This is a genomic window from Streptococcus sp. HJ1, from assembly GCF_052399005.1.
Taxonomy (GTDB): domain Bacteria; phylum Bacillota; class Bacilli; order Lactobacillales; family Streptococcaceae; genus Streptococcus.
This window is the reverse complement of the sequence record NZ_CP199005.1, coordinates 1036445-1061514: the sequence shown is the minus strand read 5'-3', so window position 1 is coordinate 1061514 and position 25070 is coordinate 1036445. Positions and strand designations below refer to the sequence as shown.

General features: G+C 39.8%; 28 protein-coding genes. 7 read left to right on the top strand and 21 right to left on the bottom strand.

The genetic code is table 11. The features are described 5' to 3' along the window. The first annotated feature begins 86 nt into the window (after positions 1-86). Positions 87-1265 (top strand): hypothetical protein, encoded by a 1179-nt coding sequence (locus ACT17O_RS05470; RefSeq protein ID WP_301390614.1) that lies wholly within the window; start codon positions 87-89, stop codon positions 1263-1265. A 33-nt stretch (positions 1266-1298) separates the two neighbouring features. Here the strand turns inward: ACT17O_RS05470 and ACT17O_RS05465 are convergent, their stop codons facing one another. After that, positions 1299-1655 (bottom strand): type II toxin-antitoxin system PemK/MazF family toxin, encoded by a 357-nt coding sequence (locus ACT17O_RS05465; RefSeq protein WP_000560798.1) that lies wholly within the window; start codon positions 1653-1655, stop codon positions 1299-1301. After that, positions 1639-1854 carry a type II toxin-antitoxin system PemI/MazE family antitoxin gene (gene mazE, locus ACT17O_RS05460; RefSeq protein WP_001098942.1) on the bottom strand — a complete coding sequence of 72 codons (216 nt, stop codon included), beginning with the start codon at positions 1852-1854 and terminating at the stop codon, positions 1639-1641. The genes ACT17O_RS05465 and mazE overlap by 17 nt, the downstream gene beginning before the upstream one ends. Before the next feature lie 215 nt (positions 1855-2069). Here mazE and ylqF point away from each other — a divergent pair, with 215 nt between their 5' ends. The 6 genes from ylqF (at position 2070) to xerS (ending at position 7795) form a co-directional block, all read left to right on the top strand. Continuing rightward, positions 2070-2921, top strand: a complete 852-nt coding sequence (gene ylqF, locus ACT17O_RS05455; protein WP_000201310.1) for a ribosome biogenesis GTPase YlqF — start codon at positions 2070-2072, stop codon at positions 2919-2921. Continuing rightward, positions 2908-3687 carry a ribonuclease HII gene (locus ACT17O_RS05450; RefSeq protein ID WP_444817188.1) on the top strand — a complete coding sequence of 260 codons (780 nt, stop codon included), beginning with the start codon at positions 2908-2910 and terminating at the stop codon, positions 3685-3687. The genes ylqF and ACT17O_RS05450 overlap by 14 nt, the downstream gene beginning before the upstream one ends. A 12-nt stretch (positions 3688-3699) precedes the next feature. Next, positions 3700-5250 (top strand): chloride channel protein, encoded by a 1551-nt coding sequence (locus ACT17O_RS05445; protein ID WP_444817187.1) that lies wholly within the window; start codon positions 3700-3702, stop codon positions 5248-5250. 52 nt (positions 5251-5302) lie between these two features. Continuing rightward, on the top strand, positions 5303-6043 hold the full coding sequence (locus tag ACT17O_RS05440; protein ID WP_444817186.1) for a CPBP family intramembrane glutamic endopeptidase: 741 nt from the start codon (positions 5303-5305) through the stop codon (positions 6041-6043). 65 nt (positions 6044-6108) lie between these two features. Then, positions 6109-6546 (top strand): MepB family protein, encoded by a 438-nt coding sequence (locus ACT17O_RS05435; protein ID WP_444817185.1) that lies wholly within the window; start codon positions 6109-6111, stop codon positions 6544-6546. Positions 6547-6724: 178 nt separating this feature from the next. After that, entirely contained in the window at positions 6725-7795 is a 1071-nt protein-coding gene (gene xerS, locus ACT17O_RS05430; protein WP_444817184.1) for a tyrosine recombinase XerS, read from the top strand. Positions 7796-7867: 72 nt separating this feature from the next. On the opposite strand, the gene ACT17O_RS05425 is transcribed toward xerS, so the two are convergent. The 19 genes from ACT17O_RS05425 to ACT17O_RS05335 form a co-directional block, all read right to left on the bottom strand. After that, a complete protein-coding gene (locus ACT17O_RS05425) occupies positions 7868-8857 on the bottom strand; it encodes a lipoate--protein ligase (protein WP_061587043.1) in 990 nt (329 codons plus the stop codon). A gap of 58 nt (positions 8858-8915) precedes the next feature. Beyond that, complete coding sequence (gene lpdA, locus ACT17O_RS05420; protein ID WP_065371790.1) at positions 8916-10619, bottom strand: dihydrolipoyl dehydrogenase; 1704 nt, start codon at positions 10617-10619, stop codon at positions 8916-8918. A 41-nt stretch (positions 10620-10660) separates the two neighbouring features. After that, positions 10661-11704: a dihydrolipoamide acetyltransferase gene (locus tag ACT17O_RS05415; protein ID WP_206283669.1), complete on the bottom strand. Its 1044-nt coding sequence runs from the start codon at positions 11702-11704 to the stop codon at positions 10661-10663. Between the two features lie 449 nt (positions 11705-12153). Next, on the bottom strand, positions 12154-13146 hold the full coding sequence (locus tag ACT17O_RS05410) for an alpha-ketoacid dehydrogenase subunit beta (RefSeq protein WP_000448714.1): 993 nt from the start codon (positions 13144-13146) through the stop codon (positions 12154-12156). Between the two features lie 16 nt (positions 13147-13162). Then, complete coding sequence (locus ACT17O_RS05405; RefSeq protein ID WP_000105349.1) at positions 13163-14131, bottom strand: thiamine pyrophosphate-dependent dehydrogenase E1 component subunit alpha; 969 nt, start codon at positions 14129-14131, stop codon at positions 13163-13165. Between the two features lie 178 nt (positions 14132-14309). Beyond that, a complete protein-coding gene (locus ACT17O_RS05400; protein ID WP_444817183.1) occupies positions 14310-15650 on the bottom strand; it encodes an MATE family efflux transporter in 1341 nt (446 codons plus the stop codon). A gap of 41 nt (positions 15651-15691) precedes the next feature. Further along, positions 15692-16960 (bottom strand): dihydroorotase, encoded by a 1269-nt coding sequence (locus tag ACT17O_RS05395; RefSeq protein ID WP_444817182.1) that lies wholly within the window; start codon positions 16958-16960, stop codon positions 15692-15694. Between the two features lie 12 nt (positions 16961-16972). Further along, complete coding sequence (locus ACT17O_RS05390; RefSeq protein ID WP_001135777.1) at positions 16973-17437, bottom strand: NUDIX hydrolase; 465 nt, start codon at positions 17435-17437, stop codon at positions 16973-16975. Positions 17438-17446: 9 nt separating this feature from the next. Then, positions 17447-18100 (bottom strand): uracil-DNA glycosylase, encoded by a 654-nt coding sequence (locus tag ACT17O_RS05385; protein ID WP_001164851.1) that lies wholly within the window; start codon positions 18098-18100, stop codon positions 17447-17449. 11 nt (positions 18101-18111) lie between these two features. After that, positions 18112-18867, bottom strand: a complete 756-nt coding sequence (locus ACT17O_RS05380; protein ID WP_049490597.1) for a DUF4336 domain-containing protein — start codon at positions 18865-18867, stop codon at positions 18112-18114. A gap of 122 nt (positions 18868-18989) precedes the next feature. Further along, positions 18990-19283 carry a hypothetical protein gene (locus tag ACT17O_RS05375; RefSeq protein ID WP_247940887.1) on the bottom strand — a complete coding sequence of 98 codons (294 nt, stop codon included), beginning with the start codon at positions 19281-19283 and terminating at the stop codon, positions 18990-18992. Positions 19284-19306: 23 nt separating this feature from the next. Continuing rightward, the gene (locus ACT17O_RS05370) at positions 19307-19999 is read right to left on the bottom strand and encodes a YjjG family noncanonical pyrimidine nucleotidase (protein WP_444817181.1); all 693 of its coding nucleotides are present in this window, start codon (positions 19997-19999) and stop codon (positions 19307-19309) included. Between the two features lie 246 nt (positions 20000-20245). After that, positions 20246-20566 carry an immunity protein Imm33 domain-containing protein gene (locus ACT17O_RS05365; protein WP_444817180.1) on the bottom strand — a complete coding sequence of 107 codons (321 nt, stop codon included), beginning with the start codon at positions 20564-20566 and terminating at the stop codon, positions 20246-20248. A 39-nt stretch (positions 20567-20605) separates the two neighbouring features. Next, a complete protein-coding gene (gene imm40 / locus ACT17O_RS05360; RefSeq protein ID WP_444817179.1) occupies positions 20606-20923 on the bottom strand; it encodes an Imm40 family immunity protein in 318 nt (105 codons plus the stop codon). 200 nt (positions 20924-21123) lie between these two features. Next, entirely contained in the window at positions 21124-21570 is a 447-nt protein-coding gene (locus ACT17O_RS05355; protein WP_444817178.1) for a hypothetical protein, read from the bottom strand. Then, positions 21545-22078 (bottom strand): hypothetical protein, encoded by a 534-nt coding sequence (locus ACT17O_RS05350; protein ID WP_444817177.1) that lies wholly within the window; start codon positions 22076-22078, stop codon positions 21545-21547. Before ACT17O_RS05350 ends, ACT17O_RS05355 begins: the two co-directional genes overlap by 26 nt. 247 nt (positions 22079-22325) lie before the next feature. Further along, complete coding sequence (locus tag ACT17O_RS05345; protein WP_444817176.1) at positions 22326-22904, bottom strand: ClbS/DfsB family four-helix bundle protein; 579 nt, start codon at positions 22902-22904, stop codon at positions 22326-22328. Between the two features lie 135 nt (positions 22905-23039). Further along, entirely contained in the window at positions 23040-23957 is a 918-nt protein-coding gene (locus ACT17O_RS05340; RefSeq protein ID WP_444817175.1) for a peptidase, read from the bottom strand. A 184-nt stretch (positions 23958-24141) separates the two neighbouring features. Then, positions 24142-24978 (bottom strand): AraC family transcriptional regulator, encoded by an 837-nt coding sequence (locus ACT17O_RS05335; protein ID WP_444817174.1) that lies wholly within the window; start codon positions 24976-24978, stop codon positions 24142-24144. Between the last annotated feature and the right edge of the window lie 92 nt (positions 24979-25070).

Here is a 25070-nt window from a genome sequence, read left to right as displayed (position 1 = left end):
CTTCACCTTGCCGTACTCAAGTACAGCCTACGGCTAGCTTCCTAGTTTGCTCTTTGATTTTCATTGAGTATTAGAAAGGAGACCTCATGACACTTCCAGTTAGAAAATCCTTGCACGATGCGGTTTTACAGGCTTCAAAAGCCGATACTTGGGATCAAGCTACCAAGGAATGGAATGAAGTTTCCTTGATTTTTAATGGCATTGGCCGTAGTAATTGCGTCTGCGGGAATGCCATAAAATACGCCTACGAACTCTTTAATGGAGTCACAGGCCAACGTCTCTTCCCTATAGGAAGCGACTGTGTTCGTCATTTTCATCGATTGACCCTTGACCAGCAATTGGAAGAGGAAGAAAAACTACTCAGAAAAGTTGAAAATCTGACTAGAAAGGCCCAGAAAAAGGAAAAAATCAAGGTCACTAAAAGCGATTTTGACGAACGACTTCTAAAATGGTTTTGGGAAAAAGGTGTTTTCAAAGCCAATCGTGGCAATCAATTCGCGCCTGAGAGAGACTATCAGCTCTTCCTAGAGGTCTTTCAAGGGGGAAGTTGGACCAAGGCAGATCCAAAGAAGAAGGCTCGTATGGAAGAAGTGCTGGAAAAGTGTATCAAACCTTTTTTACTTGGTAAGACCGATGACCAACTCTACCTTGTCAAACTAGGCAAGGAGAAAATCGACTATGAGCAGCATTTACGGATTCAAGCAGAGAAAGAACGCAAGAAAAGAGATAAAATCGCCAAGCAATACGCTGACAACCTCATTCTTGCCATGGGTCCCGCAGAACGAGCCTATCAAGATTACTTTGGCTTTACAGAAACCTTGACCCAAGAAGAACGAAAATGGGAAAAAATCCTCTTTGGTAAGAATAGAGACGAACGGGCTATCAAGGCTAAACAAAACCAGAAAGAGCTGGAAAAGAATCAGCGAATTGCAAATCAAGATCCTATTGAACGAAAGCAGAAGCAGACTTGGCTTCTTAATTCCTATTTTCGTGATTTGCCTGATGATAAAGCCAGATTTTCTCAACTCTTACTAGAGTATCGAAAAAGTGGAGAAGTACCCTTTTCAGATGGTTACTTATCTGAGCATCTCATCGACTTTTTCTACAAGATGAAGGCCTTTGAGTTTGAGATTGCTCCAGAACAAGTCCGCGATTTTCTAAAAGAATGCCTTCAGGCAGAACATCTATCATCTGCACAAGAAAGTTGGACTAGAGGGATTCTCCTCAATTGTCTTCATCCGTTTTTAGATAGGTTACTCATATAGAAAAAATCCTACCTTGTCTATGCATGATAGGATTTAAGTATCTCCAAAGATGTACTGGTAAAGTTGGACGACTTTCTGAAAACATTGTGTGTCCATTCTTGTTATTTTTTGAGCATTACGCATCCGAAAATCAAAGGTATACAGTTGAAATGGATTGACAGCGCCATCTACCTTGTCCGACGAGACAGGAACGAGCAAGCCTTTTTCAGCCAAACGTTGTTGGCCATGAGTGATAGGACAGACAGCTACAAAACCAGTTTGCAAGGCATATTCTCTCCTAGAAACTACCAAGGCAGGTCGCCGTTTCTGGATTTCCCGACCGACTGATGGATCAAAGTCCAGCCAAATGATATCCTGCTTTTCAGGAATATAGTCAGATTTCGCTATCAAGTGACCTTACCCCTTCAAAATCATTTGTCATTCTCAAATCAGTAATCCCATCAAAAGGATCTTTCAGTTTTGGAGCTAAGACAATGACTCCGTCAATCCCTTTGTAGACAACCATTTCTTGACCTTCTGTCATCCCCAAATTTTTAGGAATAGTCACAGTGAGAGAATTCCCTACCTTCCGAGTCTTTACTGTATTCATTGCACTACCTCCACGAATTAGTATACACTAAGTATATACCTGTTAGCAAAAAAAGTCAAGTAAATCGTGACTGGCATCAAGGATGTGTCGGACCTATATTATTTGTCATTTATTATGGTCAAAGCCTATGCAAAAGTTCCTCATTTATGATAGAATAGGTAGTAAGAAAGAAAACGTTTTTACTACGTTTTTTTTAGTCGGAAGGGGAAAATATTATGGCTACTATTCAATGGTTTCCGGGCCACATGTCTAAGGCTCGGCGGCAAGTTCAGGAGAATCTTAAGTTTGTTGATTTTGTGACGATTTTGGTGGATGCTCGGCTACCTTTATCTAGTCAAAATCCTATGTTAACTAAGATTGTGGGGGATAAACCAAAGCTTTTGATTTTGAATAAGGCAGATCTTGCTGACCCCGCAATGACCAAAGAATGGCGTCAGTACTTTGAATCACAGGGAATCCAAACTCTGGCTATCAACTCCAAAGAGCAAGTAACTGTAAAAGTTGTTACTGATGCTGCTAAAAAGCTCATGGCTGATAAGATTGCACGCCAGAAAGAACGCGGTATCAAGATTGAAACCTTGCGGACCATGATTATCGGAATTCCAAACGCCGGTAAGTCAACTCTTATGAACCGTTTGGCTGGGAAAAAGATTGCGGTTGTCGGCAATAAACCAGGTGTTACCAAGGGGCAACAGTGGCTCAAAACCAACAAAGACCTTGAAATTTTAGACACACCAGGGATTCTCTGGCCTAAATTTGAAGACGAAACCGTTGCTTTGAAACTAGCCTTGACTGGAGCCATTAAAGACCAGTTGCTTCCTATGGATGAAGTGACCATTTTTGGTCTCAATTATTTCAAAAAACATTATCCAGAAAAGCTAGCTGAACGCTTCAAACAAATGAAGATAGAAGAAGAAGCACCTGTTATCATCATGGATATGACCCGTGCTCTCGGTTTCCGAGATGATTACGACCGCTTTTACAGCCTCTTCGTCAAGGAAGTCCGTGATGGAAAACTCGGTAACTACACCTTAGATACATTGGACGACATCGATGACGACGATTAAAGAAATTAAAGAACTTCTTGCCACTGTCAAAGAATTAGATAATCCCCTTTTTCTTGAACTGGAAAAAGATACTCGTTCTGGAGTTCAAAAAGAAATCAGCAAGCGTAAAAAAGCCATTCAGGCTGAACTGGATGAAGACCTTCGTTTGGAATCTATGCTTTCCTATGAAAAAGAACTCTATAAGCAAGGATTGACCTTTATAGCAGGTGTTGACGAGGTCGGCCGTGGTCCTCTGGCTGGTCCTGTGGTCGCTGCAGCCGTTATCTTGCCGAAAAATTGTAAGATTAGAGGCCTCAACGATAGCAAGAAGATCCCCAAAAAGAAACATTTGGAAATTTATCATGCTGTTCAAGATCAAGCCTTGGCAATCGGTATTGGTATCATGGATAATCAGGTCATCGACCAAGTCAATATCTATGAAGCAACCAAGCTGGCCATGAAGGAAGCAATTTCCCAGGTCAGTCCGAAACCTGAGCACCTCTTGATAGACGCCATGAAACTGGAGTTGTCGATTCCCCAAACAGCAATCATCAAAGGAGATGCCAACTCTCTCTCAATCGCAGCTGCATCTATAGTAGCCAAGGTGACACGGGATGAATTGATGAAGGAATATGATCAGCAATATCCCGGCTATGATTTTACAGCTAATGCAGGTTATGGAACAGCTAAACACCTAAAAGGACTAGAAAAACTAGGTGTCACCCCTATTCACCGAACCAGTTTTGAACCAGTCAAAACACTGGTTCCAACTAAGAAAGACAAGTAAGAGGAAATGATTATGGAGGAACAGTCAGAAACACTCCGTTCCAAGAAAGAATTTGCCTTTGCCTCAAGCACCATATTATCCCAAGTTGGACGAGGAATCATTGTTGGTCTCGTCGTCGGGCTAATCGTCGGATCCTTTCGTTTCTTAATCGAAAAGGGTTTTCATCTGATACAAGGACTCTATCAAGAACCAGCGCACCTAGTGCGCAATCTTTTTATCATTGGCCTATTTTATGTATTCGTTTGCTGGCTTAGTGCGAAACTAACTAGGTCGGAAAAAGATATCAAGGGTTCAGGAATTCCTCAAGTCGAAGCCGAACTAAAGGGACTCATGACTCTCAACTGGTGGAGTGTCCTCTGGAAAAAATATATCCTAGGTATTCTTGCTATTGCCAGTGGCCTTATGCTAGGTCGAGAAGGACCAAGTATTCAACTTGGAGCAGTTGGTGGTAAAGGTATAGCCAAGTGGCTCAAATCTAGCCCAGTAGAGGAACGTTCCCTGATCGCCAGTGGAGCTGCTGCAGGTTTAGCCGCTGCCTTTAATGCACCAATCGCAGGTCTCCTCTTTGTTGTAGAGGAAGTCTATCATCATTTTTCACGCTTTTTCTGGGTCTCAACTCTAGCAGCCAGTCTCGTAGCAAACTTTGTCTCATTACTCATATTTGGCCTAACACCCGTACTAGATATGCCAGACAACATTCCTCTCATGACCCTAGACCAGTATTGGATTTACCTCTTTATGGGAGTTTTTCTCGGACTTTCTGGTTTTCTCTATGAGAAGGCTGTACTCAATGTTGGTCGAATTTATGACTGGATTGGTCAAAAAATCCATTTTAATAAAGCTTATTATCCAATCCTAGCCTTTATCCTTATCATACCAGTCGGGATTTTCTTGCCACAAATCCTTGGTGGTGGAAATCAGCTTGTTCTTTCCCTAACTGAGCAAAATTTTAGTTTTCAAGTTCTATTAGCTTACTTTTTGATTCGCTTTGTTTGGAGCATGATTAGCTATGGAAGTGGCCTCCCAGGAGGAATCTTCCTTCCCATTCTGGCGCTAGGTTCCTTACTTGGTGCCCTAGTTGGTGTCATTTGTGTCAACCTTGGGCTTGTCAGTCAGGAGCAATTCCCTATATTTGTCATTCTGGGAATGAGTGGCTACTTTGGGGCAATTTCCAAGGCTCCCTTAACTGCCATGATCCTCGTAACTGAGATGGTTGGAGATATTCGCAACCTCATGCCACTGGGCTTAGTGACCTTAGTCGCCTACATCGTCATGGATCTGCTCAAGGGAGCCCCAGTCTATGAGGCCATGCTAGAAAAAATGTTGCCAGAAGAAGCGACAGATGAAGGAGAAGTCACCCTCATTGAAATTCCTGTATCTGACAAAATCGCTGGAAAACAGGTTCACGAGCTCAACTTGCCACATAACGTACTCATCACCACCCAAGTCCATAATGGCAAAAGCCAAACCGTTAACGGATCAACTAGAATGTATCTTGGTGATATGATTCACCTAGTGATTCCAAAAAGTGAAATTGGAAAAGTCAAAGATTTGTTGTTGTAAGTTTTTGTTTACATAATTTATTTTACGTAAAATATTATTGAAAGGATTCTCAATGAAAAGAAATAAGGCAATTGCGGTATATTTGCTAGGCACATTTAGCCAAATAGTATCAGTTTGTCTTCTTTTCTTTCTCTTGAATCATTTTTCTGTTCAGTCCAATCTATTATCTATTTTAGGAATCTTTCTAGGTGGCATTTCTTCAGCTCTTTGGGGAATCATTGTTGCAAATCACTATTTTCATATTCATTTTAAGAAGATTGTAAACGATTTTTTTAACATTCATACCAGTTATAAACACTATTTATTATCTTTTTTCCTTATTATCCTTGATTTTTCTTTTCTAATGTTTGGTGGGAAAATAATAGAATTTAGCTGGTATCTCCCATTTTTGATGTTCTTCAAATTTATTGTCTTTGGCGGTATAGAAGAGATTGGATGGCGATATGTTTTTCAACCAATTTTACAAGAAAAGCTACCGTATTTTCACTCAACAATCCTAACCTTTTTCAGCTGGGCACTTTGGCATCTGTTGTTCTTTTGCATAGATGGTTCCCTAGCAACTCTGCAAATTCTACCGTTTTTATTTGGATTGCTGACGAATTCTTTCATACTCTCAGCTCTTTATAACAAAACAAAGAATCTCTGGATTTGCGTTATGACACATTCGATCATTAATGTCTTGTCTCAGCTAACCATAGACACTGATCGATCCGAAACCTACCTGCTTAAAATCTTCGTCATCTTGGTATCCTGCTATATGGTAATACATAAAAAAGATGTGCATAGTCGGTAGCTGATTTTGTTGGAAACAGTATTATTCTTTGGAAAAGTTATTTGCTAAGGAGGACATACATCATAATGAAAATACTCAATGTTTTATATAATTTTTATGGTGATTTTGATTTCATTGAAGAAAAATACAATGAAAAATACGAAGGTATTCTTATCAATATAAAGGAAGAGCAAGGGTATAAAAGATGCCGATTGGCAAAAAGAACACCAAAAAAAGAAGGATATTTTACAGTTTTTTGGAAAAAAGACCAAAACAACAAGAACATTCCTTATACCAATGAGGACTTAGGAAATGAACTTATAATCGTTATCATTGATAATGATAAGAGGGGACTATTCATTATTCCAAACGAGGTGGCTATTCGTAAAAACATTCTGTCGACAAAAGATAGCAATGGAAAAATGTCTATGCGATTTTATCCTCCTTGGTGCTCAAATTTAAATACAACAGCTCGAGCAACACAAAAATGGCAATTGCAATATTTTAGAGAAATTAAAATATAAACATATTGCCGGATTACATACACACAAAAGACCTGTTTCTTATGATTGTGGAACCAGGTCTTTGTTTTTTCTAGAATCCATCAAACACTTATTACATCTTTCCGAAAAACTATAATTTTCTTGAAAAATATATTAGTCTATGCTATACTACTAGTAGACTTAATTATGGAGAAAATAAATGAAACGTGAGATATTGCTAGAACGAATCGACAAACTAAAACAAATCATGCCCTGGTATGTTCTGGAATACTACCAATCAAAGCTTGCTGTTCCCTACAGTTTTACAACCTTGTACGAATACCTCAAGGAATACGATCGATTTTTCAGCTGGGTTTTAGAGTCTGGAATTTCAAATGCTGATAAAATGTCTGACATTCCTTTATCTGTCTTGGAAAATATGTCTAAAAAAGACATGGAATCCTTTATCCTGTACCTACGTGAACGACCTTTGCTGAATGCTAATACAACCAAGCAAGGTGTCTCTCAGACGACCATCAATCGGACCTTGTCAGCACTTTCCAGTCTTTACAAGTATCTAACCGAGGAGGTTGAAAACGACCAGGGGGAGCCTTATTTCTATCGTAATGTAATGAAGAAAGTTTCAACCAAGAAAAAGAAAGAAACTCTTGCTGCCAGAGCTGAAAACATCAAGCAAAAGCTCTTTCTAGGTGATGAAACAGAAGGTTTTCTGACTTATATCGACCAGGAGTACCCACAACAGCTCTCAAATCGGGCTCTCTCATCATTTAATAAGAATAAAGAACGTGATTTGGCTATTATTGCCCTTCTCCTAGCATCTGGTGTCCGCTTATCTGAAGCCGTTAATCTGGATCTAAGAGACCTTAATCTCAAAATGATGGTCATTGATGTCACTCGAAAAGGTGGCAAACGTGACTCGGTCAATGTCGCTGCTTTTGCTAAGCCTTACCTAGAGAATTATCTAGCCATTCGAAATCAACGCTATAAGACGAAAAAGACGGATACAGCTCTCTTTCTGACCTTATATCGTGGTGTTCCCAATCGTATCGATGCTTCCAGTGTTGAAAAAATGGTTGCTAAGTACTCTGAGGACTTCAAAGTGCGTGTAACTCCCCATAAACTACGCCATACGCTAGCAACTAGACTCTATGATGCAACTAAATCGCAAGTTTTGGTCAGCCACCAGTTAGGGCATGCTAGTACACAAGTCACTGACCTCTATACCCATATCGTCAATGATGAACAAAAGAATGCTTTAGATAGTTTATAGAATATATAAAAATATTTATGTAAAATATCGCTCATAAAAAGAAGCTGGTCATATAACCAACTTCTTTTCTTTTTACCCCACTACTGCTTCAGCGATTTCTTCACGACTAATACCAGCAAAGTAGCGTGTGATGTCAATAGTTTCTAAGGCCTTAAGAACATCTTCGCGTTCGTATTTCACTCCACGAAGGACATCTTCTACTGCAGCAACGTCTTCGATACCAAAGAAGTCACCATAGATCTTGATATCTTGGATTTTTGATTCAATAACGTTGGCAAAAACTTCGACCTTACCACTGGTGAATTTTGTTCCACGACGGACGTTAAATTCAGGTGATTTACCGTAGTTCCAGTTCCAAGTACCGAACTTGGTATCCTTGATACGATTGATTTCAGCCAATTCTTGCTCAGAAAAAACATATTCAGTCATCTCTGGATACTCTTTTTTCATGTATTCCAATAGCAAATCACGGAATTCTTCAACTGTGATTTTTTCTGGTAATTCATTGACAATATTGGTTACACGGGCACGAACGGATTTCACACCTTTTGATTCAAATTTATCTTTTGAAACCTTGAGGGCATTAGCAAGGACTGACAAATCAACGTCAAAGAGCAGGCAACCGTGGTGCATGATACGGCCATTGATATAGGCCTGGGCATTACCACAGAATTTTTTGCCATCAATCTCAAGGTCATTACGGCCTGTGAACTCAGCTTTAACACCGAGTTGAGCCAAGGTATTGATAACTGGAGTTGAGAAGCTCTTGAAGTCAAAGGCCTTGTTTTCATCTTCTTTTGAAATGATAGTATAGTTGAGGTTGTTTAAATCGTGATAAACAGCTCCACCGCCACTGATACGGCGGACCACCTCAATGCCATTTTCACGGACATAATCACGGTTGATTTCTTCGATAGTGTTCTGGTGACGCCCGACAATGATAGATGGTTTGTTAATCCAAAGTAGGAAGATTTGATCCTCATCCAAAAGGTGTTTAAAGGCGTATTCTTCCAAGGCGATATTAAAAGCAGTGTCGTTTGAATGATTGATAATGTATTTCATGATACCCCTTTATACGATAGAGACTGGAAATAATCTTCCAGTCTAGTCTATCTTCGTTTTATTTTTTCTTAGGTGAATGGATGGCCATTCCTAGAACATCCGCAAATGCTTCGTACATCACTTCAGAGTAGGTTGGGTGTCCGTGGATAGTCTTCAGCATTTCTTCAACAGTGATTTCCATTTCGATAATGCTTGACGCCTCGTTAATCAATTCTGCGGCTGCAGGACCGATGATATGAACACCAAGGATTTCTCCGTATTTCTTATCAGCAATAACTTTAACGAAACCTTGAGCAGCATCCGATGCAATGGCACGACCGTTGGCTGCAAAGTTGAATTTACCGATTGCAACATCGTATTTCTCACGAGCTTGTTCTTCAGTTAGACCTACTGCTGCTACTTCAGGGAGAGTGTAGATAGCTGCTGGAGTCAAGTTCAATTTGGCAACAGCATGGTTCCCTTTGAGGGCATTTTCAGCGGCAACTTCACCCATGCGGAAGGCTGCATGCGCCAACATCTTCGTACCGTTGATGTCACCTGGTGCGTAGATACCTGGAACAGAAGTTTCCATGTATTCGTTGACCTTGATACGTCCACGATCCAATTCAAACTCAACATCGCCAATTCCTTCAAGGTCTGGTACACGACCGATTGAAAGGAGAGCCTTGCTTGCGATAATATCGTCTTTTCCTTCAACCTTGATACGAAGTTGACCATTTTCTTCGATGATTTCTTGGAGTTTAGTGTCGGTTAAGATGGTCATACCTTTGCGCTCAAGGATCAAACGAAGATTCTTAGAAACTTCCGCATCCATAGCTGGAACGATACGGTCCATCATTTCGATAACAGTTACTTTTGACCCAAATGTCATGAAGGCCTGACCGAGTTCAATACCGACAACGCCACCACCGATGATTACGAGGCTTTCTGGAACTTCATTCATTTCAAGAATATCATCACTGGTCATGACAAGTGATGATTCCATACCAGGGACGTTAATCTTGCTGACTTTTGAACCACCAGCAAGGATAATTTTCTTGGTTTCAAGCAATTCTGAACCATTTACCAAGACATTCTTATCTTTAGTGATAGTACCAACACCCTTATGAACTGTAACTCCGTAGCTGCGAAGAAGACCCGCAACGCCACCAACCAAGGTATTGACAACTTTAGATTTAGTTTCTAAAAGTTTATCCATATCTACAGTGAAGTTTGGATTTTCAATGACAATACCTCGGTTTGCTGCATGACCGATATTTTCGATGATTTCAGCATTGTGAAGGTAGGTCTTCGTTGGGATACAGCCACGGTTCAAACACGTTCCACCGAGTTCAGATTTCTCAACAAGGGCAACCTTCCCACCGAGTTGGGCAGCTTTAATGGCTGCAACATAACCAGCAGGACCTCCACCAATCACAACGATATCAAAGGCATCATCGCTCTTACCATCGTCATTTGAGGCACTAGCTGCAGGTGCAGGTTTTGTTTCTGTTGCAGCTGCTCCAGCAGTTGGGATGTTTTCCCCTTCTTCTCCAAGGTAACCGATAACTTCAGTTACTGGAACAGTTTCACCATCTCCTTTAAGGATGGCAATCAAGTATCCATCTTCTTCGGCTTCCAATTCCATGCTGACTTTGTCAGTCATGATTTCCAAAAGGATTTCTCCTTCTTTTACAAATTCTCCGACTTTTTTATTCCATTGGACGATTTGTCCTTCTGTCATATCCACGCCGGCTTTTGGCATAATTACTTCTAAGGCCATGTCTTACTTCCTTCTAAATCTCTAAAATAACAATAGCTGACTTAAACCAACATTGAGATCGGATTCTCAATCAAGGCTTTCAAGTCTTTCATAAACTTAGCACCAGCCATACCATCTACAACACGGTGGTCAATAGTTAAACCAAGGCTCATGATAGGACGAATAACAATCTCACCATTGATAACAACAGGTTTCTCTACTGTTGAGCTAACTCCGAGGATTGCTGAGTTTGGTTGGTTAATAATCGGACCAAAGGACTGAACACCAAACATTCCCAAGTTACTAATTGTGAAGGTTGAATTTTGCAGTTCGCTTGGAGCCAATTTACCATCCAAGGTACGACCAATTACATCCTTAAAGGCAACAACCAACTCTGACAAGCTCATTTTTTCAGCATTATAGACAACAGGTGTCATCAATCCGTTATCCATCCCAACCGCCATCGCAAGGTTGACATAGTTATGAGTGATAATGGTCTTGCCGTCTTCGGTCAATGAAGCGTTGATGTATGGGTGTTTCATCAATGTTTTCACAACAGCGAGTGAAAGAAGGTCTGTTACAGTAGTCTTCTTACCAGTCGCTTCCATAATCGGATCAAGAACCTTCTTACGAAGGGCCAGCATTTCAGTCATATCAACTTCATAGTTGAGTGTGAAAGTTGGCGCAGTTAGGTAAGATTCAACCATACGTTGCGCGATAACCTTACGCATTGGTGTCATTGGAATACGCTCAATCTCACCATAAGGAGTGATATTGTCTGGAACTTCTTCCACTTTTTCAATCTGAGCAGGAGACTTGATGGTGTCGTTTTCGATATTCTCAGGAAGTAAGGCCAAAACGTCCTTCTTCATGATTTTACCACGGTGACCCGTTCCTTGGATTTCCTGCCAAGCAATGTTATGTTCGAGGGCAATTCGTTTTGCAAGTGGCGAAATGCGAACCACGTTTGTGTCTTTATAAGTTTCCACGTCTTCTTTGTGGACACGACCGTTTGCACCTGAGCCAGAAACGTCGTAGAGGTTGATTCCTAGATCATCCGCTAACTTTCTAGCCGCAGGAGTCGCTCTTAGCTTGTCATCAGCCATGACCTCTCCAATTCTATACTAAGATATTTAGGACGAAGAGGGCAATGAAAAAATAGGAGATTGACGATGTGTTCGATGAACACAAGGAAATCTATCTTTTTTTCGCAGACCTCCGTCCGAATTCAATTACATGATACTAAGGGCGTCAAAAAGCGACTGAAAAATAGGAAATCTACGTAGGCTTCGATGAAGCTAAGGAGATTTATCTTTTTTCCGAGCTTTTAGCCCGTGTTCAACTCTACAAGTAACTTGGACACGAAACGTGTCTCAAGTTACTACGGTTGTCGCTATCAGGCGACCAACCTAGTAGACTTACTAAGTTTTTTGTCGAATATTATCGATTCGTCAAAAAACTGTCGCAACTTTACATACAACTTGGATACAAAACATATTTCAAGTTACTAAAGTTAAAAATCTCTAAAAAATCACATAACATAATTTATGTAATATCATTCTTTATTATAAGTCTTACGGATTGCATCTTTGATGCTTTCAACTGTTGGAATCATTGCATTTTCTAGGTTTTGTGCGTAAGGCATTGGCACATCTTCTCCGGCGCAACGGCGGATTGGTGCGTCTAGATAATCAAATGCTTCTGATTCTGAAATAATAGCTGAAATCTCTCCAATATAGCCACTTGTTTTGTGGGCGTCGTTGACTAGCACCACCTTACCAGTCTTCTTAACTGAGTTAATGATGATATCCTTATCAAGCGGTACAAGAGTACGTGGGTCCACAATTTCAACTGAAATTCCCTCTTCTGCTAATTCTTCAGCAGCTTGAACCACACGGCGAAGCATTTTTCCATAAGTAACGACTGTTACATCTGTACCTTCACGTTTGATTTCACCAACTCCAAGTGGGATTGTGTAGTCTGGATCAACTGGAACTTCCCCTTTTTGGTTAAATTCTGACTTGTATTCAAGGATGATAACAGGGTTGTTATCACGGATAGAAGACTTGAGCAGTCCTTTCATATCCGCAGGTGTACCTGGAGCTACAACCTTAAGACCAGGGATGTGAGTAAACCAAGACTCTAGTGATTGCGAATGCTGAGCCGCAGAACCAACTCCGTTACCAGCTGCGCATCGGACAGTCATTGGAACCTGACCTTTCCCACCAAACATATAACGTGTTTTAGCAGCTTGGTTGACGATATTGTCCATGGCAATAACCGAGAAGTCCATGAAGGTCATATCGACAATTGGACGAAGTCCTGTCATGGCTGCTCCTGCTGCTGCTCCCGAGATGGCAGCTTCAGAAATCGGACAGTCACGAACACGTTCTGGACCAAATTCTTCGAGCATTCCAACAGAAGTTCCGAAGTCTCCTCCGAAGACACCGACGTCTTCTCCCATCAAGAATACATTTTCATCGCGACGCATTTCCTCAGACATAGCAAGGATAATGGTGTCACGGAAGGACATTGTTTTTGTTTCCATTTTTATCTCTTTCTCCTTAGTCTGCGTAAATATCTTCAAATGCTGATTCTAGTGGTGGGAATGGGCTTTCTTCCGCAAATTTAACAGAAGCTTCTACTGCTTCCTTGACTTGTGCTTGAATTTCTTCCAATTCTTCTGCACTTGCAATATTGTTTTCAATGAGGTATTTGCGAAGGTTTTCGATTGGGTCTTTTTGTTTCCACAATTCCACTTCTTCACGCGTACGATATTTACCAGGGTCAGATGATGAGTGACCAAGCCAGCGATAGGTTACACTTTCGATCAAGACTGGGCCATTGCCACCACGAACATGATCTACAGCTTTCTTAAATCCTTCATAGACATCGATGACGTTGTTCCCATCTTCGATAAACATTCCAGGAATTCCATATGCCGCACTACGTTGATGGATATGCTCCACATTGGTCATTTTCTTGATATCCGCAGAGATTCCATAACCGTTGTTAATGCAGTAGAAAATAACAGGAAGTTTCCAAATAGAAGCCATGTTAACTGCTTCGTGGAAAACACCTTCGTTGGTCGCACCATCTCCAAAGAAGCAGACAACGATTTTACCAGTATGTTGCATTTGTTGACTGAGGGCTGCACCGACAGCGATTCCCATACCACCACCTACGATACCATTGGCACCAAGGTTACCAGCATCCAGGTCAGCGATATGCATAGAACCACCTTTTCCTTTACAGGTTCCAGTGTATTTCCCGAGGATTTCAGCCATCATTCCATTGAGGTCAATCCCCTTAGCAATAGCTTGCCCGTGTCCACGGTGATTTGAGGTAATCAGATCATCTGGATTAAGAGCCAGCATCGCTCCGACGTTAGCAGCTTCCTCTCCGACAGAAAAGTGAGTCATACCGGGAACTTTTCCCTTTTTCACTAACTGAGCGATTTTTAAGTCCATGCGACGGATTTCTTCCATCTTACGGAACATCTCTAGCAAAAGATTTTTATCTAAAGTTGACATAATCTTGCCTTTCTAACTTTGTACTTACCTTACTATTTTACCTTTTTTAGTATACACTGTCAAAGTATATGGCTAATAAAATTTCACAATATAAAAAAATAAACCCCTGTTAAAACAGGGATTCTCTCTAGTTAGAGTATTTTTTCACAAAGTGCTTTTTCAGGATATTTTCCAAAAATTAACTCAATCTTTTCATTACGGTTTTCAAACGCCATTGATACAAACAACCAGAAACAATCAAGCTGGCAATTAACCCAATCCAGTAGGCAAATGCCCCCAAGTCAGTTACTTGATCTAGTAAATATCCTAGAGGTATCGCTACTCCCCAATATCCGATTAGACCAAGATAGAAAGGAACGATAGTGTCCTTATACCCTCTTAAAATTCCTTGGAGCGGAGCCGCAAAGGTATCAGCTAATTGGAAAAAGAGACTGTAGGTTAGAAATACAGCAGTTGTTTCAATGAAGTGAGGGTCATTTCCGTATAGACTTGCTACACGATTTCTAAAAATGTAGAGAAAAGATAGGGTAAGACCTGCAAAAATAAGGGCGGTTATTCTCCCCAGACGAGCATAGATTTTTGCATCCTCAAAACGTTTAGCCCCAACCTCGTAAGACACAACAATCGCCATAGCAGAGGAAATACTCATGGGAAAAGCATACATGAGACTCGAAAAATTCATAGCTGACTGGTGACTGGCGATGATGAGCGATGAAAACTTAGCCATGATTAGTCCCACAACGGAGAAAATAGCTACTTCCGCAAAGACGGTTCCTCCGATTGGTAGACCTAATCGAACACCTTCCTTGATTTTATCTATATTAAGTGGAATCCGTTTTTCAAGATGTAACGTTTTTAATCTTTCATGTTTGAACAAAACAAGCAGGGAAATGCCCAATAAAGCCCAATAGGCTAGCGAAGTTCCTAGCCCTGCTCCTGCACCACCAAGCTCAGGAAAACCTAATGCTCCATATATCAAGAGATAGTTAAAACCACTATTTAGCGGAAGTAATAGGAGCATCAGATACATCGATAGTTTGGTCAATCCAAGAGAATCTAACAATGACCGAATGACACTGAAAAGCAACAAGGGAATAATCCCGATAGACAGGTACCAAAGATAAGAAACTGCAACCGTAGCTACTTGAGCTTCTAGTCCGATATGGTTTAAGACAGGCGGCGCTAAGAACACTACCATGCTAAGCAAGACCAAAGACAGTCCAAAAGCCAAGTAGATAAATTGGTAAAAATCAGATGCCACTTCTTCCTTTTTGCCCCGTCCCAGATGATGGCCTATAATGGGAACCGTGGCCGAAACAATCCCTGTTAAAAAAGTAAAGAAAGGGTTCCATAGACTCGTTGCAGTTGATACTCCTGCTAAGTCCATGGTATTGTACTGTCCAGTCATGGTTGTATCGACAAAAGAGGCAGAATAATTGGCAAATTGATAAATTAGGATAGGAAAAAATATCTTAAGAAATAAGACAAACTTATCTTTAAATTGATGGGTTGGATACATATACGCTCTCTATTCTTATAGTTTATAGAGCAGAATCCCATCTAGTTTTGATAGACGATTTGTCCCTTACAGATGGTATATTTAACCTGCCCTTTTAAAGTTTCACCGATAAATGGTGAATTAGCTGATTTTGAAGCGAAGTTTGGACCAATAGTACGATCAGCCTTGGCATCAAAGATAGTGATATCCGCTGGACCATTCTCAGCCAAGTAACCAGCTTCAAAGTTGTAAAGCTTGGCTGGATTGACAGTCATTTTTTCTAGCAATTCCATCAAGCTCAACTCACCAGCTTCCACCAAATAAGTCAAACCAAGAGAAAGAGAGGTTTCCAAACCTGTCATACCAGATGGTGCTTTGGTGATATCTTCAACATTTTTCTCATCTGCATGGTGAGGCGCGTGGTCCGTTGCGATAACTGTGATAACACCTGACTTGAGACCTTCGATAACGGCACGACGGTCTGACTCCAAACGAAGTGGAGGATTCATTTTGGCATTGCTTCCTTGAGTTAAAAGAAGAGCTTCTGTCTTAGAGAAATGCTGTGGCGCTACTTCTGCTGTGACCTGTGCACCTAGTCCTTGAGCAAACTCCACCACCTTGACACTTTCTTCCTTAGACAAATGCTGGATGTGAACATGGGCCTTGGTTGCATAGGCAATCATAACATCACGTGCAATCATAGCATACTCAGCCACCCCAGTCGCTCCACAGATATGAAAATGTTCCTTAGCGATGTTTTCGTTAAATCCAAGAATCCCATTCAAACCTGGATCTTCCTCATGAAGGCAGATAAAGGTATTGAGTTTTTTGGCTTCTTCCATGGCTTCCTTGACCACTTTACTGCTCTCAAGCGGAATACCGTCATCAGAAAAACCAACCGCACCTGCTTCTAAAAGTGCCTTAAAATCAGTCAAGTCTTGGCCATTAAAGTTCTTGGTAATAGTCGCAACTGTCTTGACATTGATTTTTTCCTTGGCAGCTGACTGAAGAACTTCTTGCAAAGTTTCTACGTCCGAAATGGTTGGACTAGTATTAGCCATCATGACGACAGTGGTAAAACCACCTGCAGCGGCTGCTAGGGCACCAGTATGGATATCTTCTTTGTGGGTTTGACCAGGTTCACGAAAATGAACATGAATATCAACCAGTCCAGGAGCAACCACAAGACCAGTAGCGTCAATCACTTCTGCTCCTTCTTCCTTGATTTCAGGCGCAATTTTGATAATCTTTCCATCTTCAACCAAAACATCACACACTTGATCCAAACCAGACTTGGGATCCATTACACGACCATTTTTGATAAGTAGCATCTGCTTTCTCCTTTATTCATAGAAATCAACTTGGGTATCCAATAATTTATCCCCATCATAAACAAACTTGGCTGAAAAGAAGGTTTTATCTTCTAAAAGCCACTCAACAAAAGTGTGATCACCCTCCCAAGTTGGCTTGCTCAAAACTTCATCATAGGGAACCCATTCCAGCGTCCCCTCATTGCAGTCAATCAAGTTACCCTCAAACTCCGTCACCTTAAAAACATAGGTGTACCAGTCTAAATCTGGTGTGAATTCTGGAAAAGTGATAACACCTTTTAGAACCGGCTTGGCTTTGAGCCCTGTTTCTTCGAGGATTTCACGCGCTGCACATTCCTGTGGAGTCTCACCTCGCTCTAGCTTTCCACCCACACCAATCCATTTGCCTTCATGGACATCGTTGGGCTTCTTATTGCGATGGAGCATGAGCAGTTCTTTTCCGTTATCAATGTAGCAAATAGTCGCTAACTGAGGCATATTTTCTCCTTATCTAAGCCAATCGATTGGCTCTTGTCCTGTCTCTTTTAAGAATGCATTGGCCTTGGAAAAAGGCTTGGAACCCCAAAATCCTCTATAAACCGATAACGGACTAGGATGGGCTGATTCGATAATCAAGTGGTGAGGATTGGTAACCAAGACCTTCTTCTTACGTGCATAAGCGCCCCAGAGCACAAAGACTACAGGTCTGTCTAGATTATTGACCACCTGAATCACAGCATCAGTAAAGGGCTCCCATATTAGCCCAGAATGACCATTGGCTTGCCCAGCAGGAACCGTCAAGCAAGCATTGAGAAGCAAGACTCCTTGCTCAGCCCAAGCTGTCAAATCATGGGATTTCTTAGCTCCGATGTCATCCGACAATTCTTTCAAGATATTTTGCAAGGACGGCGGAGCTGGGATAGCATCGGGTACAGAAAAACTCAAACCCTGCGCTTGACCTGGCCCGTGATAGGGGTCTTGCCCTAGAATCACCACCTTAACCTCTTCCAGATGAGTAGTCAAGAGAGCTTGAAAAACTTTTTCCTTAGGTGGATAGACAGTTCCCTGAGCATAGACCTGTTCCATAAATTGATTGATTTTCCCGAAATAACCTTCAGGTAATTGCTCCTTAATCAAAGCATGCCATGATGAGTGTTGCATCTTTTTCTCCTTTACCGTATCCATCTAAAAGCACGTTTTAATTCATCTATACCATTCTCAAAAAAGCATAGACCGTGTGCAAGTATAATCTTATCAGGTTTCCAGTTTAACATGCGGTAAAAGGAAACCTTTGCATCTATTTGTCTCCTAAAAAAAGTCATACGATAATCGATAGGAGTTTGTCCATCAGGAGCTGTTACACGGGCTAAACGATAGATTATTCTTCGGATTGGACTAGCTATCTTTTCCGGTTCAAAATTCTCTATAAGGTCCGTTACAATGAGTGTTTTAGTCGATTTATGAAAAAACACCACTTCTTCAATCACAGAACTTCCCTTAAAAATAAGTTGATCAATCTCATCAGACCATAAGTCAGGAGACTCATCTGCTAAGGGAGAATCAAATTCTACCTTGACATTCTGACTTTTCACTCTCTCTTCAACTCCTGGACTAGACCATGCTTGTGCATAAGGATATCTTTTTTTCCAATCTGCAATATAGGCGTAGTGAATCTTATTTGGTGAAATCAGGTAAGCGACTCTGCCCAAAGTATCCAGTTCAGTAAAGAGCTCCTCATTTGGCGCAATAGGAGAATGAATCCAGAGTTTTCCATCGTTTAACTTTATCACTGTCATACGTGTCTGAAAAGGTAGTTTGAAGACCTTCATATCCATTTGTATCAAGTCACCATCTGCTATCCAGATATTTTGATCAACTTCCTTTAGTGTATACAATGGTTCATAAAGAGAAAGTTCTGGTCTTGCCATCGTTTACTATTCCTTCGTTTTTACTGCTTCTATTATAGCAAAAAGTGGCTATCTAAACCACTTTTTACAGTTCTTATATATACTGTTATTGACCCTATTATTTGACATTAGTATTCACAGTATCAATCAGCCATTAAAAACTTTTCGATTGTATCAATAGCATAGGAAAGTTGATTATTTACAGACTTCATCCGTTCAAAATTAGCGTCCATATAGTAGAGTTCAGATAAGCCACCCCTAGGGAGAAAAAGTGAATAGTGGATATTCATCTTCTCTCGAGTACTTAACTCTATATGATTGCTTATGATATACTTTAACTCTTTTAACGAATTTACTTGAGCAACCACACCTTTTAACTGATACTGCTCGATGAGATTTAGTAAGTTATCAATCTCTTCAATGACTTTAATTTCCATATCAACACCTCTTAGGGAAATCACTACAAAGCATCTAAGCAATCCAGCAAGTCTTGGTAAGAATGGACTTCATAAGTTGGCTGGGCTTGTGTGTGATTTTCAAGGCGATGAGGGTTGTACCAGATAGTGTCAATTCCAGCATTATTACCACCTTGAATGTCAGCAGTTAGGGAATCTCCAATCATCAGGGCATTTTCTTTATCAAATCCAGTAATCTGTTGACCGATTATTTCATAGAATAGTGCATCAGGCTTTTGCGTTTGCAATTGCTCGGAGATAAAGACTTGGTTGAAATAGGGAGCCAGACCTGATTGAGCCAAACGACCTGTCTGAATAGCAGTAATGCCATTTGTCGCAGCGTACAAATCATAATCACGTTCGATGAGGCTGTCCAAGAGTTCATGAGCACCCGAAAGTGTTTGTCCTTGCTGGGCTAGAAAAAACTGGTAACGCTGAGCAAGTAAAGTCCCGTCTTTCTCCAGTCCAAAATGGGCAAATAAACGAGAAAAGCGCGTGTTAACCAGTTCTTGTTTACTGATTTTCTTTTGTTCCAAGTCCTTCCAGAGAGCCTTGTTCATAGGAACATAATAGTCTTTATAGGCTTGGATATCCGCAACTCCTTCTTCCTTTAGAAGTTGCGTCAAAGCTACATTCTCAGCAGCATCAAAATCAAGCAAGGTGTGATCTAGATCAAAAAGTAGAAATTTGTAGGGCATTGAGTTTCCTTTCTGAAAATTCATTAAGAACATTATAGCATAAATGAAAATATCTAAACATAAAACTCTCTAAGAAATTCATCCTCGAGAGTTTTATGTATGGTTCTATTAAAGATGGATAGGTTATTTAAAATATATCAGATTCTTAAGTAAAATTTTAATTATTATAAAGTGTCATAATAAACTAGGTTTTCAATGAGAGATTTATATTAATTTTTCAATATCCTTAAATCTATACCAATTCTATTAAAAAATTTTTTCGCCAGTATTTGAATCTAAGAAATACTTCTTCTCACCTTCGTAAATAAGTATGAGTTCTGTTCCAATAGGTATGTTAAAAATTGATAATACCGCAGATTCTATTTCAACAATTGTACTCCAGTCACATACTAACATATTTTCTGAATGTGATAGATACTCTTCAGTATCTATTTTGGAAAAAAAACGCCATCCATTATCTAGTTCATCAACGGAATCCTCTCGGAATATCCATTTTATATTCGCCTTATTTCTTAAAATATTATTAGACACTATTGAAGCACCTAATCCCATTCCTGTTTTACTCATATTTATGACCTCTAATTGCTATTATACTATCAATTCCATCTATTCTGAAGTAACTACTGTAAAATAAAAATGTTTTCCATTGCTATCTACATACTGGTTGATATAATCTTTTGCTACAGAAATTGACTGGAGTAAGTCGCTATCATTATTTTTAGGAGAGTAATGCCAGCTATCATAGGTCAACTCAAGTCCCCCATCTCCCTCTACATAGACATCGCCACCGAGAATCATAAACTTTTTCAACTCTATCCAGTCTATATAGGCCAACATATCTTGATATGTATATGCATAACTTGCAACACCCAATTCTGCTAGCGACTGACCTCTATTTTCAAAATTAAATTTACCTAGTTCCATATGATTGGACTCCTATTTTGCTATCAATGAGAGTAAGTCGACACTCTTGAGTCAGTTCGATATTTTTATAATGTATTTGTAAAACAATAGTTCTCATTTATAATCTCCAAAATTTGAATTAAACTATTTCATATGATGTCTCTTTTAAAATAATTTCTTTAATATTTATCTTTAAAACCTTATTAAATTTTTCAATTCTACTAAAAATATGGATGCAATTTAATTTCCTTATTAGAGTTTTTCGAAAATATTCTAGGTAAATTGTTTCTGAAATACTTAAAATTTTCCAATTGAGTATTTACATAGAATTTACAACGATGCAAACCATTTTCATTGTCAGCAATTTCCATGTCCACTTCAATTTTTAATTCTTCTTTTAAGTTGATGGGAGTTAGTAAGAAACTAAAATACCCACTTCCCCTCTCACTATCGTCTCCGAAAATAATCTTTTTTGTTTGATGAGGATTTTTTATATATTCATCCATAGCAATATATACCTTGCTCATCTCCTCTTCAAAAATGTAGCATACCTGATAAATTGTTAGATATTTTGTCTCACAATCCAGTCTTATTTCACAAAATTTTTCTATTTCGTCGAACCACTCAGTTCGTAGAATTATATTATCCAATCCATTTCCTCCATTCATTCCCCCACCTCAACTCCTTGGATATTCTGCTTTTTTCAAGTTTTCCCTTGGCAATTCTTTTCCATAAAACAAGCGGGTTCAAACTATAAGATAGGCGTACAATGTAGTAATTAAGCCATTCGATAAGGGCAAAAAGCTGTATCAACGTGGCTAAGATAGTCACTAGGACACTCTGCGCATTCCAGACAATAAAAGGAAAGCCTGAAATAAGTAAAACGAGGTCTAGTATTCTGAGCACACCATATAGTTTAGGGACATTTCCACTTCCGAACTGAGGTTTCGAGAGTCTTCTAATCAAAATCGCCCAATAGATTGAACCTTGAAGCAAAATAAATGTCAGTAAAGACAGAGGATAGAGAATGGTTACTAGACTATTCACATCACCAAGCCGATTTTTCAAAAGGAAAAAACAAAACCAAATAGATAGGACGGCTGTGAACTCTCCCAAACAGAGGGACACCAACTCTTTTCTAACTTTCTCTTTTTGTATGTTCATCATTTCCCCCATCTATCTATCATCCTATATCAGAAAATAGCCATTCGAATCATTTTTTAGTCAACATTTCTCAGAATCAAGTTATTCTAAGCATCGAATAGCTCGATCCCTTTAATATCAGTGTAATTCTAAACTTAAAATTGCATTGATATAAATGTTTTAGGGCTATTCTAAGTCTATGACAGCTTTAAATTTTAATTTTTGAATGATTCTAAAGCTAGAATAGCTCTAAAATTACGAGCACCAAGCTATTCAAAATTTAGAAGAACCTTTGGTGAGTTTTATAGCACTTCAACAAGTTATTCTTACAATTTTTCTGATGAGCTTTGAGTTTTTTCAGAGCCCAATCATAGTGACTGGAAGTGGCACTCACAAAGTAGGAACCTAGACTTGTCCCTCCTGTCCACTTATAGATACCTTTGGTAAAGAGTTGGTCATTGCTGAAGCCTTCCATCAACTCTAAAACCTCTTCATGCGATTGCTCTAGTAGTTTAGTCGCTTCTTCTAAAGATGTTTTCTGGTGCTTCTTCCAAATAGCGACATTCATTTCTCCATAAGTTTTCCAATTATAAGGCTTCGGGAGAAAAGGTCTCTCTTGCCCCTTTTGATTAGAATCTACCCAATTCAAAAGTAACTGATGCCATTCATAGAGATGGATCAGGACATCCCGTAGATTTTTATCTCTATTCCAGTGAGCTTCTTTTTTCTTTTGGTCTTTTGAAAAATCAAAAGGAGTCTGTAGCTCCTCTTCACTTAATTTAGATATAAAGTGATTGAGCTTTTCATAGTTTTCCTTAGAGGCTAGCACCAACTCCTCTTTTGTTCTTGGTCTAGGCATAGGAGTTCTCCCTTCATTTTCTAGTAGGTTAAGGTGTTTTCTTACTTCATTATACCATAATCAAAAAGCAGTTCTTCATTATACGAAAAACTGCTTTTACTTGCCACTTTATAAAAGTTAGGAGCGCCCCTAGACTTACTTATTTACATATAAATCTCTAAAGCGAACATCCACTTCTGCTATCTGATAGAGCAAGCGGGATAGTTCTTGGTATTCTTCTTTTAAACATGAAAGGTGGGCTTGACCAAATAGAGTAGCCAATTCTTCTTTTAATCTTGCCCCTTCTGGATCATGAACTTTTAAGAACTTACTGAGATAGAGATTTCGAACAGCTGCAAGTTTAAAGCTAAAATACTGGTGCAGTTGTTTTTGCTCCGTATTTAAGCCGTTTTCAGCAACTGCTTTTGCATAGCATTTCAAAACACCGTTTTGACCATTCAGATATCGGGACTTTATAATCTTTGCTGTTTCCTGATAGATTTCAGTCTGACTAGGAGTCTTGAGCCGCTTAAAATTCCCCCACATGGAGTATGCTCCGCGCTTATAGTCAATAGCCTCTGCCTTCCATGCTTCTAGTATGTCATTAAAAGCAACCTTCATACAGGCAAAACCAGCTGGATCGTGCAAATAGAGATACCGATCATCAATGTCATACACGGTTACGAAGTGATCCACACCATAAAGGATTGTGTGATTGGGATTGTAGGTCAGATGCCCCATATCAAGAGGCCCCAGTACGACAGGTCCATTGGACAGAAAGGTTTCCAACTTTCTTCTAATCTCTTCCAAATCTACTTCCGCTCCATCCTTTAGATAGAAGTCCTCATAGTCAAACCCAAGTATTTTTAAAGAATGAGAGATTGAAAGATCTGGCATTCCATTATCAAAAAATACTAGAGGGTGTTGTTCATCTTCCTTTACGATACTAGCGCCATTGCCCATTACCATGATTGCCTCTAAAAACTCTGCTTTAAAGTCATAACCATAGGCATCCAGTGCCATTGCCAATGAATAACTATAGCAAAGTGACACATCTCCAAAATACATCTGCATATCCCTGCCTCCTTATCTTCTATGGGACTATTATACCGAGAAAACTATTCGCATGCCCAATAAAATCCAAACAAAAAATATGGGTATTTGTGATTTATAGTCATGAATGTCAACAATTAAAAACTCTGTAGAGATTCTTTCTACAGAGTTAGGTTTGCATCTTTATAAAAAATCAGAAAATGATCTAGTCCCTGATGACTGGTATCCAGAGTTCCATTTGGTAGTCTGGGGACGACATATCTCCTTTGAAATAAACTTCAAAGTCTGGGGCTCCTGAATGGCGATAACCAGTTTCAGGGAAAAAGACCTCCAAGACATATTTCCAAGCATTGTGAATGCTAGCTGGTATAGGACCTTTGACTGGTACGATAGCATATTCAGCGGCTGGGACATCTTTGATGGACAGACCTAGTTCTTCTGCTTTCGCTTTATCCGTCACATCATAAGCAGCCATATAGTTGATGATTTTACCTTCTTTGACATCCGAACAGATGCCGAAGGATTGGCCACTGCCTAGACTCTCTAGGCTTTCCAAGCTGTGATTGTTATAGAGATTCTCCCAAGCAGACGGGCATTTGCTATTGTCAATAGCTTCCAATAGGACACCTGCAATGGTAAATGCAGGCTTCTTTTGAATCTTGATATCCATGTTCTTTCCTCCTGTAATCTTTAAGGATAATTGAAGTCTAGGAAAAACCCGATAAGGTTTTCCATTTCGAACTTCTGAGGGTGTTGCCCCATGGAATTTCTTGAAGGCTGCACTGAAGGAATCCGCAGATTCGTAGCCGTACTTCATTGCTATGTCAATGATTTTGTCAGAGCTTTCCCGCAAGTCTGTCACAGCTTCTGATAGCCTGCGATTGCGCAAGTATTCTGCTAATGTCATATCGGCCATGATGGAAAAGATTCTGCTAAAAAGAGGGTAAGAATAGCCCGATAGCTGCTGAAACCTTTTCATATCCACTTCTCCAGTCAGTTGCTGTTCCAAATAATCCATGGTTTGATTGAATTGATGCATCATAATCTTCTTTTCTTACCTCCATAAGATACAAAGGTCGTTAAAAGCAAAGTGAAAATTGGAAAATTGACGGAGGGGCTCCTGCTCCGAGAAAA

What these genes read in the sequence shown, in the direction of transcription:
- ACT17O_RS05470 (WP_301390614.1), top strand. Translation starts at nt 87, where the DNA reads ATGACACTTCCAGTTAGAAAATCCTTGCACGATGCGGTTTTACAGGCT.
- mazE (WP_001098942.1), bottom strand. Translation starts at nt 1,854, where the DNA reads ATGAATACAGTAAAGACTCGGAAGGTAGGGAATTCTCTCACTGTGACT.
- ylqF (WP_000201310.1), top strand. Translation starts at nt 2,070, where the DNA reads ATGGCTACTATTCAATGGTTTCCGGGCCACATGTCTAAGGCTCGGCGG.
- ACT17O_RS05450 (WP_444817188.1), top strand. Translation starts at nt 2,908, where the DNA reads ATGACGACGATTAAAGAAATTAAAGAACTTCTTGCCACTGTCAAAGAA.
- ACT17O_RS05445 (WP_444817187.1), top strand. Translation starts at nt 3,700, where the DNA reads ATGGAGGAACAGTCAGAAACACTCCGTTCCAAGAAAGAATTTGCCTTT.
- ACT17O_RS05440 (WP_444817186.1), top strand. Translation starts at nt 5,303, where the DNA reads ATGAAAAGAAATAAGGCAATTGCGGTATATTTGCTAGGCACATTTAGC.
- ACT17O_RS05435 (WP_444817185.1), top strand. Translation starts at nt 6,109, where the DNA reads ATGAAAATACTCAATGTTTTATATAATTTTTATGGTGATTTTGATTTC.
- xerS (WP_444817184.1), top strand. Translation starts at nt 6,725, where the DNA reads ATGAAACGTGAGATATTGCTAGAACGAATCGACAAACTAAAACAAATC.
- ACT17O_RS05425 (WP_061587043.1), bottom strand. Translation starts at nt 8,857, where the DNA reads ATGAAATACATTATCAATCATTCAAACGACACTGCTTTTAATATCGCC.
- lpdA (WP_065371790.1), bottom strand. Translation starts at nt 10,619, where the DNA reads ATGGCCTTAGAAGTAATTATGCCAAAAGCCGGCGTGGATATGACAGAA.
- ACT17O_RS05415 (WP_206283669.1), bottom strand. Translation starts at nt 11,704, where the DNA reads ATGGCTGATGACAAGCTAAGAGCGACTCCTGCGGCTAGAAAGTTAGCG.
- ACT17O_RS05410 (WP_000448714.1), bottom strand. Translation starts at nt 13,146, where the DNA reads ATGGAAACAAAAACAATGTCCTTCCGTGACACCATTATCCTTGCTATG.
- ACT17O_RS05405 (WP_000105349.1), bottom strand. Translation starts at nt 14,131, where the DNA reads ATGTCAACTTTAGATAAAAATCTTTTGCTAGAGATGTTCCGTAAGATG.
- ACT17O_RS05400 (WP_444817183.1), bottom strand. Translation starts at nt 15,650, where the DNA reads ATGTATCCAACCCATCAATTTAAAGATAAGTTTGTCTTATTTCTTAAG.
- ACT17O_RS05395 (WP_444817182.1), bottom strand. Translation starts at nt 16,960, where the DNA reads ATGCTACTTATCAAAAATGGTCGTGTAATGGATCCCAAGTCTGGTTTG.
- ACT17O_RS05390 (WP_001135777.1), bottom strand. Translation starts at nt 17,437, where the DNA reads ATGCCTCAGTTAGCGACTATTTGCTACATTGATAACGGAAAAGAACTG.
- ACT17O_RS05385 (WP_001164851.1), bottom strand. Translation starts at nt 18,100, where the DNA reads ATGCAACACTCATCATGGCATGCTTTGATTAAGGAGCAATTACCTGAA.
- ACT17O_RS05380 (WP_049490597.1), bottom strand. Translation starts at nt 18,867, where the DNA reads ATGGCAAGACCAGAACTTTCTCTTTATGAACCATTGTATACACTAAAG.
- ACT17O_RS05375 (WP_247940887.1), bottom strand. Translation starts at nt 19,283, where the DNA reads ATGGAAATTAAAGTCATTGAAGAGATTGATAACTTACTAAATCTCATC.
- ACT17O_RS05370 (WP_444817181.1), bottom strand. Translation starts at nt 19,999, where the DNA reads ATGCCCTACAAATTTCTACTTTTTGATCTAGATCACACCTTGCTTGAT.
- ACT17O_RS05365 (WP_444817180.1), bottom strand. Translation starts at nt 20,566, where the DNA reads ATGAGTAAAACAGGAATGGGATTAGGTGCTTCAATAGTGTCTAATAAT.
- imm40 (WP_444817179.1), bottom strand. Translation starts at nt 20,923, where the DNA reads ATGGAACTAGGTAAATTTAATTTTGAAAATAGAGGTCAGTCGCTAGCA.
- ACT17O_RS05355 (WP_444817178.1), bottom strand. Translation starts at nt 21,570, where the DNA reads ATGAATGGAGGAAATGGATTGGATAATATAATTCTACGAACTGAGTGG.
- ACT17O_RS05350 (WP_444817177.1), bottom strand. Translation starts at nt 22,078, where the DNA reads ATGGGGGAAATGATGAACATACAAAAAGAGAAAGTTAGAAAAGAGTTG.
- ACT17O_RS05345 (WP_444817176.1), bottom strand. Translation starts at nt 22,904, where the DNA reads ATGCCTAGACCAAGAACAAAAGAGGAGTTGGTGCTAGCCTCTAAGGAA.
- ACT17O_RS05340 (WP_444817175.1), bottom strand. Translation starts at nt 23,957, where the DNA reads ATGCAGATGTATTTTGGAGATGTGTCACTTTGCTATAGTTATTCATTG.
- ACT17O_RS05335 (WP_444817174.1), bottom strand. Translation starts at nt 24,978, where the DNA reads ATGATGCATCAATTCAATCAAACCATGGATTATTTGGAACAGCAACTG.